This is a genomic window from Candidatus Zixiibacteriota bacterium (genome assembly GCA_036480375.1).
In the GTDB taxonomy this organism is placed as follows: Bacteria; Zixibacteria; MSB-5A5; order GN15; family JAAZOE01; genus JAZGGI01.
This window is the reverse complement of the sequence record JAZGGI010000009.1, coordinates 24,495-33,277: the sequence shown is the minus strand read 5'-3', so window position 1 is coordinate 33,277 and position 8,783 is coordinate 24,495. Positions and strand designations below refer to the sequence as shown.

Annotated in this window: 5 protein-coding genes; all 5 read left to right on the top strand. The window is 43.6% G+C overall.

From position 1 onward, the window contains the following. Positions 1 to 3,097 (top strand): FG-GAP-like repeat-containing protein (locus V3V99_02070; protein MEE9441438.1); only part of this gene is annotated, 3,097 nt, incomplete at its 5' end. Between the two features lie 122 nt (positions 3,098 to 3,219). After that, entirely contained in the window at positions 3,220 to 5,109 is a 1,890-nt protein-coding gene (locus V3V99_02065) for a DUF362 domain-containing protein (GenBank protein ID MEE9441437.1), read from the top strand. A 57-nt stretch (positions 5,110 to 5,166) separates the two neighbouring features. Further along, positions 5,167 to 6,057, top strand: a complete 891-nt coding sequence (locus V3V99_02060) for an FISUMP domain-containing protein (protein ID MEE9441436.1) — start codon at positions 5,167 to 5,169, stop codon at positions 6,055 to 6,057. Continuing rightward, a complete protein-coding gene (locus V3V99_02055) occupies positions 6,047 to 7,750 on the top strand; it encodes an SBBP repeat-containing protein (protein MEE9441435.1) in 1,704 nt (567 codons plus the stop codon). The genes V3V99_02060 and V3V99_02055 overlap by 11 nt, the downstream gene beginning before the upstream one ends. A 397-nt stretch (positions 7,751 to 8,147) precedes the next feature. Beyond that, on the top strand, positions 8,148 to 8,672 hold the full coding sequence (locus V3V99_02050; GenBank protein ID MEE9441434.1) for a DUF6265 family protein: 525 nt from the start codon (positions 8,148 to 8,150) through the stop codon (positions 8,670 to 8,672). The last annotated feature ends 111 nt before the right edge of the window (positions 8,673 to 8,783 follow it).

The following is an 8,783-nucleotide window of genomic DNA, read 5'->3' as shown; positions in this document are numbered from 1 at the left end:
AAGATATATCGAGGTCGCTTACTCAGTGGACGACATGGAGTACGGATTCAAGGTAGGTTGCTACGACAAAAATCTTCCGCTTGTGATTGATCCACTGCTGGCATCAACTTATCTGGGTGGAAGCGGCACTGAGGGTGGCGATGCGTATTGGTGGATTTGGACCGCATTGGGTCCTGATGATGCTGTTTATGTCGCTGGAATGACAGAATCCAGCGATTTCCCAACAATTCCAGGCGCTTATGAAGATGAACGCAAGGGCAATTATGACTTATTTATTTCGAAACTATCCAATGACCTTTCGACTCTTGAAGCGAGTACATTCCTCGGAGGATCGGGATTTGATCAAATATGGTCGCTTGTCGCCGGTGATAATGGAAATGTATATATATCAGGTATCACCCATTCATCCAATTTCCCACACACTTCCGGTGCGTATGATTCTACCATATCCGGAACAACGGATGGTTTTATTTCAATATTAAGCGGTGATCTCTCAACCTTACAGGCTTCCACATATCTTGGCGGTACCGGGTATGAATTTCGGGTTGCCGCCGCCCTGGACGATAATAACAATATTTTTGTTGTTGGAATGACTAATAATGGAACTTTCCCCAAAACTTCAGGCGTTATCGATGAAGATTACAATGGTGATTGGGATTTTTTTGTTTCGAAATTTAACAGCGATTTAACTTCGTTACTGGCTTCAACATTTCTTGGGGGAACTTATCGAGAAGATTATCCTGACATTGCAATAGATAATAGTAATAATGTATATGTTGGGGGAACCACTGGATCGGATAATTATCCGACAACAACCGGCGCTTACAACACAGAAATAAATGGAACTCCCGGCAATGACTGGGCGAATCTGGATGTGTGCGTATCAAAATTAAGCAATGACCTTACGATCTTACTTGCTTCCACGTTTTATGGCGCTGACGATTATGAAAGCGGATTACACCTTTGTCTGGATGAGGAATCAAATGTTTATACCTATGGCCATACATGGGATTCGAACTTCCCGGTTTCGTCCGGAGTAATCGATGAAGGTTTTAGCGGCGATGAATATCATATTACCAAATTCAACGCAGATTTAAGTAATTGCCTGGCGGCTACATTTTTAACACCTGAAGATGCCGGTTTGGGATATATATCTGATATAAAGTCTGATCGGAATGGCAATATTTGTATTATCGGCTCAACCGCTTCAGAAAATTACCCGGCGACTGATAATGCCTTTGACAATAATTACAATGGCGGTCTTGGTGACGGCTTCCTGATGAAAATCACCGATGACCTGTCAGAAATATTATACTCGACCTTTTTGGGTGGAAGCGGCAAGGAAAGAGCGTGTTCAATAGCAATCGATAAAAAAGGCGATGCAATTATTGCCGGTTTTACCAACTCCTCAATCGATTTTCCAATTACTGCAAATGCCGCCGATGATGATTATAATGGTGGTGAAAGTGACTGTTTTGTCTCCAAATTCACCTTTGACCAATTCACGCGCATCACCGAAGGACCGCATGTAACCGATACAGCATCGACTTCTAGCATCAGCTGGATCGATTACGACAATGATGATTATCCCGACATATTCCTTTCGATGTGGGATGTATCAAACAGATTATACCGGAACAATGGCGACGGCACATTTTCTGAAGCAACCGGTTATGTTTTCCTTGATGAAGGCTCTTCCACCGCCAGTTGCTGGGCCGATTACGACAATGATGGCGACATGGATGCGTACATAGCCAAAGGCATGCATGAGAATATCCCTAATAATTATTACCTGAACAACGGCAATGATTCATTTACCAAAATTACCACGGGAATTATAGCTATCGATTCCGCTGCCTCTATGGCGATAGCCTGTGCCGATTATAATAATGACGCCGCCCTTGATCTGTTTACTCCCGCCTGGATGTTTACCGGTCCATGCAATGATCAGCTATATCAGGGGGTTGGTGACGGGACTTTTACAAAAATAACCGATAGTCCAATAGATGATGACGTTACCACGTCCGGCGAGACGATCTGGACCGATATCGGCGGCGATGGCGATCAAGACTTAATTGTCAGAAAAACCGGAACCTTCATCAGCGATATATTATTTGAAAATAATGATGGAGAATTCACAGCTGTCACCGGTTTAAATTATTTGACTCTTGAAGGTAGCCAGAATTATGATTTTGGCGACTTTGATAATGATGGTGATCAGGATTTATTTATTCCGACCTGGTACGGCTATAACAACGCCCTTTTTGAGAACACCGGCGGTGGCACTTTTGTCCAGGTAACCGGTCAACCAATCACCGATGAAAACCACTGGTCAACTTCGAGCTGCTCCGGCGATTTTGATAACGACGGCGATCTTGATATTTTCCTGATAAATGATGATAAATTAACTGAGGACCAGCCCGACTATTTTTATCTGAATGACGGCACCGGCACATTTACCCCTTATGTAGACAGTTCACTAATAGATAATACCGGCCAGTTATCATGCAAAGTTTCTTATGCTGACTATGATCGCGACGGCGATCTGGATTTGTATCTATCTAATTGGTATTACGAAGAACCGAATATTCAATTAAGGAATAACGGCAATGGAAATAATTGGTTGATAGTTAAGCTCATCGGGATCCAGTCTAATATATCCGGTATTGGCGCCAAAGTAAGGGTGCTGGCGGATATTAACGGTTCCCCGGTCTGGCAAATGCGTGAATTGAGAAGCCACATCAGTTCCCTGGCTCAAGGCTCTTCAGAACTTCATTTTGGCCTCGGTGATGCGACTATTGTAGATTCTATAAAAGTTGAATGGCCCAGCGGGATGGTAAACGCGCTTTCCGATGTCAGCGTTAATCAATTCCTGGTCATCACTGAGATGATGTGCGGCGATGCTAATGGTGATGGTGATGTCAATGTCGGCGATGCGGTTTATATCATCAGCCATGTATTCAAGGGTGGCCCGGCCCCCGAACCAATCGAATCCGGTGATGCCAATTGTGACGGCAATAGCAATATTGGTGATGCGGTTTATCTCATAAACCATGTTTTCAAAGGCGGCCCGGGGCCTTGTGAAGGGTGTGAGTAAAGATGAGGATTGCTGATCGCCGCCCAATTCTTTTACAAAATTGGTTATAATGACTGTTCACATTTGATTAATACTGCTGAATATTGCGTTAATCGATATAGAAAAAAAGAGGTATGATTATTATGAGTATGCTAAAGAAAAATTGGAAATCCTTTTTTTTCTGGCTCACCGGGCTCGGGTCACTTCTCTGGTTGATTCTCCGCAGCGGATCAGATTTTCGTCGTTTAACCTACCCCTGCCAGCGAGCAGCAATTCCAATGGCCTTTTATTGGATTGTTTCCATCATTTCGTTTATTACCGGCACACTCGTCCTGCGAAGGATTCTAAAAATTTCAGGGGCTCTCGTCGTCATTGTTGGTGCTGCATGGTTTGTGGCCTCGATTCCCGGAATTACTTTTTCCAGGCAGAAGGCTGATCTTGATTTACCTTATTGGGTTTCAGATTCGCCAATTTCTCGAGTGTACGTTCTTGATTCCATACCCGTAACGATCGGAACTCTGGACGGCGCTGATGAGTCTACTCCTGATGAATATTTTACTGATCCGGCTACAGATACTCTTTTCCGGTTAATGGAAGCTGACGGTTTTGAGTTTTATAAAACTTCGACTACTCCGAATGGATTGGTTGCTTCAAATGAAATTGTCATTATCAAGGGAAGTTATCAATGGCCGTCATTCAATTCTTCCAACAATGATCGCCTTAAGGGAATAATTAGGAAAATAATCAGCCATCCCGACGGTTTTACGGGAGCAATTATAGTATGTGACAACACTCAGGATTTGGGCTACCAGCTTGGTCACGACAATAATAATTCAGATGATGAAAATCAATCTGTCACTGATGTTATTTCGGCTTTTAGTATCAAAGGTTATAACGTTTCTTCCAATCGCTGGAATACTTTTTGGGATGAGGAGGCGTATGAGTATTCTGTCGGAGATTATAATGATGGATTTGTATATGATGATCAAACAAAAGTTAGCTACCCCAAGTTTTACTCAAGTGATGCCGGATGTTACATATCACTTAAATACGGCATTTGGGATATTTCCACGTCCACATATGACCGCGAGAGAATGTGTTTGATTAATTTCCCGGTTCTCAAATCCCATTTCTGGGCCGGGGCTACAATAGCCGTCAAGAACTGGGTTGGCGTCATGACAACAGCTTATGCTGACATGCGCTATGGCGGATTTAATGAAATGCACGACGACTATTTGTTTGGTAAGTACGCACTGACGGCCAAAATTATGGCCGAGACATATCCCGATCTGACAATTGCCGATGCCAAATTGACTTCTCCCGAGGGACCATTTTACTTGACTGAATCAGTACAGACAGACGTGATTGCCGCTTCTACTGATCCAGTTGCGCTCTCCTGGTATTTAGCCAAATATGTTCTGACACCGGTGGCACACAATTATGGAAATACCGATCCGGATCGCATCGGCTCAGATTACAGGAGAAACCTCAGATACTGGACCTCATTTCTGGCGGATTCGGCCGGTTTACCCTGTACCAAGGATTCAATTGAAATATCTATCCTGGGAAGAAACTTATATGACCTTGATGGAGATTTAGTGCCGGAAGCATATGATAATTGTCCCGGTCTGCCAAATCCTGAACAGTTGGATAATGATGAAGATGGATTAGGGAATTTATGCGATAACTGTATTGATGCGCCCAATCCACTGCAAGAAGATTTTGACGGTGATGCCGTCGGAGACAGTTGTGATAATTGCATAGAAGTCATTAATCCCAATCAGGTCGATACTGATGAAGATGGTGTCGGTGATATTTGCGATTACATCTGCGGTGACGCTAATGGTGATTTTGATGTCAATGTCGGAGATGCTGTTTTTATTATCAATCATGTCTTTAAAGGCGGTCCGGCCCCCGAACCAATCGAATCCGGTGATGCCAATTGGGACGGAGATTGTAATGTCGGTGATGCGGTTTATCTCATAAACCATGTTTTCAAAGGCGGCCCGGGGCCGTGTCAATCACTTGAGTAAGCAGATAGAACATTTAAAATGGAGGTAGTGAATATAAAAACGGATGGAGGAATTTGGATGTTTAGATATTTTAGCCTTGTGCTCGTAATGTTATTTGTAATCTTCATGAGGCATACAGTGGCAATGGCTGATGGACTTGTTAAATCAGAGCAGTCGGTGGGATTGCCCTCAGATAATAATGATAAGAATACGTTAGGTGAGTTTGTAGATATCCGCGATGGACAAACATATGGGTGGGTCAAGATAGGCGATAATTACTGGATGGCGGAAAACCTGAATTATGATACATCCGGCAGTTGGAATTATAACAATGATACGTCAAATGGTACAATTTATGGCCGCTTATACGATTGGGCAACTGCCGTCAATGCCTGTCCCGAAGAATGGCATTTGCCCTCCGTAGATGAATGGACCTTGCTGGTTAATGAACTTGGCGGTTCCTCTATCGCAGGGATTGCGCTAAAAAACACCAGTGGTTGGGACAACAACGGTAACGGCGACAATAGTAGTAACCTAAGCGTCCTGCCTGCTGGTTCTCGTCATCCCGACGGCTCATTTGTTGGCCTTGGATGGCTCACCGGCTTCTGGACCAGCACGCCCAATTCTGACGATCACGCTTTTTTATACCTTGTCCCACATGACATCCCAGGAGTTCTCCTCAATGGCGACAGGCAAACCAGTGGTAAATCGGTGCGATGTATCAGATGTTGTTTAGATCTTAAAGGAGACGCCAACGGCGATGGTGATGTCAATGTCGGCGATGCTGTTTATATCATCAGCCATGTATTCAAGGGTGGCCCGGCCCCCAACCCGATTGAAGCCGGTGATGCTAATTGTGACGGTAATTGTAACGTTGGTGATGCAGTATATCTTATAAATTATGTTTTCAAAGGCGGCCCGGGGCCGTGTGAGGTGGATAAAAAAGGAGTTAAGACATATGAATGTTAAAAAAATCGGATATCTGTTATTGGGCATTAGTGTAATGTTGGTGTTCGTTTCTGCTACCTTAAGTGCGGACGCGACGATTGAATCATTGATCAATTTGCCCTATCTGGTATCTACATATCTTGGTGGAAATGGTAATGATGGATTCGGAGGTATACAGTTGGCATCCGACTCCCATGGCAATATTTATATCGTAGGATATACAAATTCCAGTAATTTTCCTCCAAGCCTGGGCAATTATCAATCTCCCCTGAGAGGTGGCAACGATATTTATATCTGCAAATTAAACTCCGGGTTGACAGACGTTCTTGCGGCGGCATATATCGGCGGAACCGGTGACGATCAGTATGCGGGAATATGTATTAATGCACAGGGAGAAGTCATTATAGCCGGTTATACAGGCTCAAGTAACTTTCCGATTACTCCTGGAGTAGTTGGCGGGACATACATGGGCGGTTCCAGTGATATGTTTGTGGCTATTTTAGATGCCGATTTAAATACATTAATTGCATCGACTTATCTGGGTGGAAACCAGGCCGAGGGACCTTACAATTGTCCGGGGCTTCTGACAAACACAAATGGGGACATTTATGTGGCAGGCACTACAAATTCATCAGATTTCCCAAAAACCTCAAATGCCTATGATACCCTGTATGGCGGCAATACTGATTATTTCATTACACGCCTAAGCAGCGATCTAACTTCAATTTTATCATCTACATTTGTTGGTGGTTCCGGTATAGAAGCTTTTCCTTCATTAGTCTTGGATTCGGAAAATAATATATTCATTGGCGGCTCAACCGGTTCGGGTGATTATCCCACTACTCCCAATAGTTACAATCGCATACATAGTGGCTCCTATTATAACTCTGCGATTTCAAAGCTCGATAATTCATTGTCAAATCTCTTAGCCTCGACGCTTGTCGGCGATGCGGGTGTAGCTGAGCTTATTATCGACGACCAGGGCAACCTGTATAATACCGGTCACACCAACCATGCCGACTATTATACGACTCCTGGCGCCTATGACAGAACCTATAATGGATATAACGATGGATTTATTTCCAAAGTAGATAATGATCTCGAGAATATGGTAGCGTCAACATTTTTAAGCGGTACAACCAATAGCTGTTGCTTCATGGGCACATTGGTATGTGACGGTAACGGCAATATATATGCTTTTGGATTGACTGAGAGTTCTAATTTTCCTATTACCATTGACGCTGTTCAAAGCATCTATGGCGGCGGAATGCACGATGCCGTTATCATTAAAATGGATACTGATCTATCTTCAATCAGCTACGCATCATTCATTGGCGGAAGTTTGGATGATGCGGGTAATGAATTTATTATTTGTGATTTATCTAATTCGCTTATTATGGCCGGTCACACCGTTTCAACCGATTTTCCAACTCAATCTAACGTATATTCCCCTAATTTCAATGGCGGGAACTATGACGCATTTATAGTAAAACATTATTTCAACCTTAATTGCGGTGACGCTAATGGTGATGGTGATGTCAATGTCGGCGATGCGGTTTATATCATCAGCCATGTATTCAAGGGTGGCCCGGCCCCCAACCCGATTGAAGCCGGTGATGCCAATTGGGACGGAGATTGTAATGTCGGTGATGCGGTTTATCTCATAAACCATGTTTTCAAAGGCGGCCCGGGGCCTTGTGAGGTTGAACAATAAATGGGTTAAGAAAGTAGGGCGGCATCCCTGCGATGCCGCCAAATAGTATTATCCCGCCTTGCGGAATTATCAGGATCTCTGACCGGTGGCCCATCCGAAAAATAAGAGAAACATTTTTTCGGATAGATTCCCGCAAAGAGCATATACAATTATTCCTTAATAACGCCGTATTTTCCGAAATTATCCCATAGTATATATAGGAGAGCTTAATCTTAATTTATTTTGCTTGGACGGAGATGAATTTTGTAAAAAACTAAAAATGACAAAACGAACCCAATTTACTGTAACCGATAGAGGAGTATCATATTACAAGGAATTTTATGAAAAATAATGTGGATAACTCAATTTGACTTAGCTATAAAATCTTGATAAATTTCGGCAAAACTGGGGAGGCGTTATGAAATTGTTCGCTCGCATAATAACTTTCGCTGTCTTATTATTGACAATATCAAACATGGGAATCTCTGAGGATAAGATGGATAAAACCATGTCACTGCCGGAAGGCGCGAAATCGCCGGAAGCGAATCTGTCGGATATTGCCTGGCTGGCCGGATACTGGCAGGGTGAGGGGCTCGGCGGCGTCATCGAGGAAAACTGGAGCCCGCCTCTGGGCAACAGTATGACCGGGACGTTCAAGCTTATCACCGAAGGACAGGATGCTTTTTATGAATTTTTTATCGTCACCGAAGAAGCGCAGAGCCTGATATTAAAGCTTAAGCATTTTAATCCCGATATGTCCGGCTGGGAAGAGAAGGACGATTACGTCACTTTTCGCCTGGTAAAAATCGACAGTACTACCGCCTGCTTCGACGGCCTGACTTACAGTTTACTTGATGATGAGACCCTGCAGATATTCCTGCGCATGAAACATGACGATAAAACCGAAGAGATGGAGCTTTTGCTGAATCGTATTAGCCCGTGATTCATTGTCGTCATGAATGGCCATATTATGTGAAAGAAGCTAACCTCACATTGCCATTCCAGCGAACGCTGGAATCCATGCAGAGTTTGAAATATCCCGGATTCCCGACTC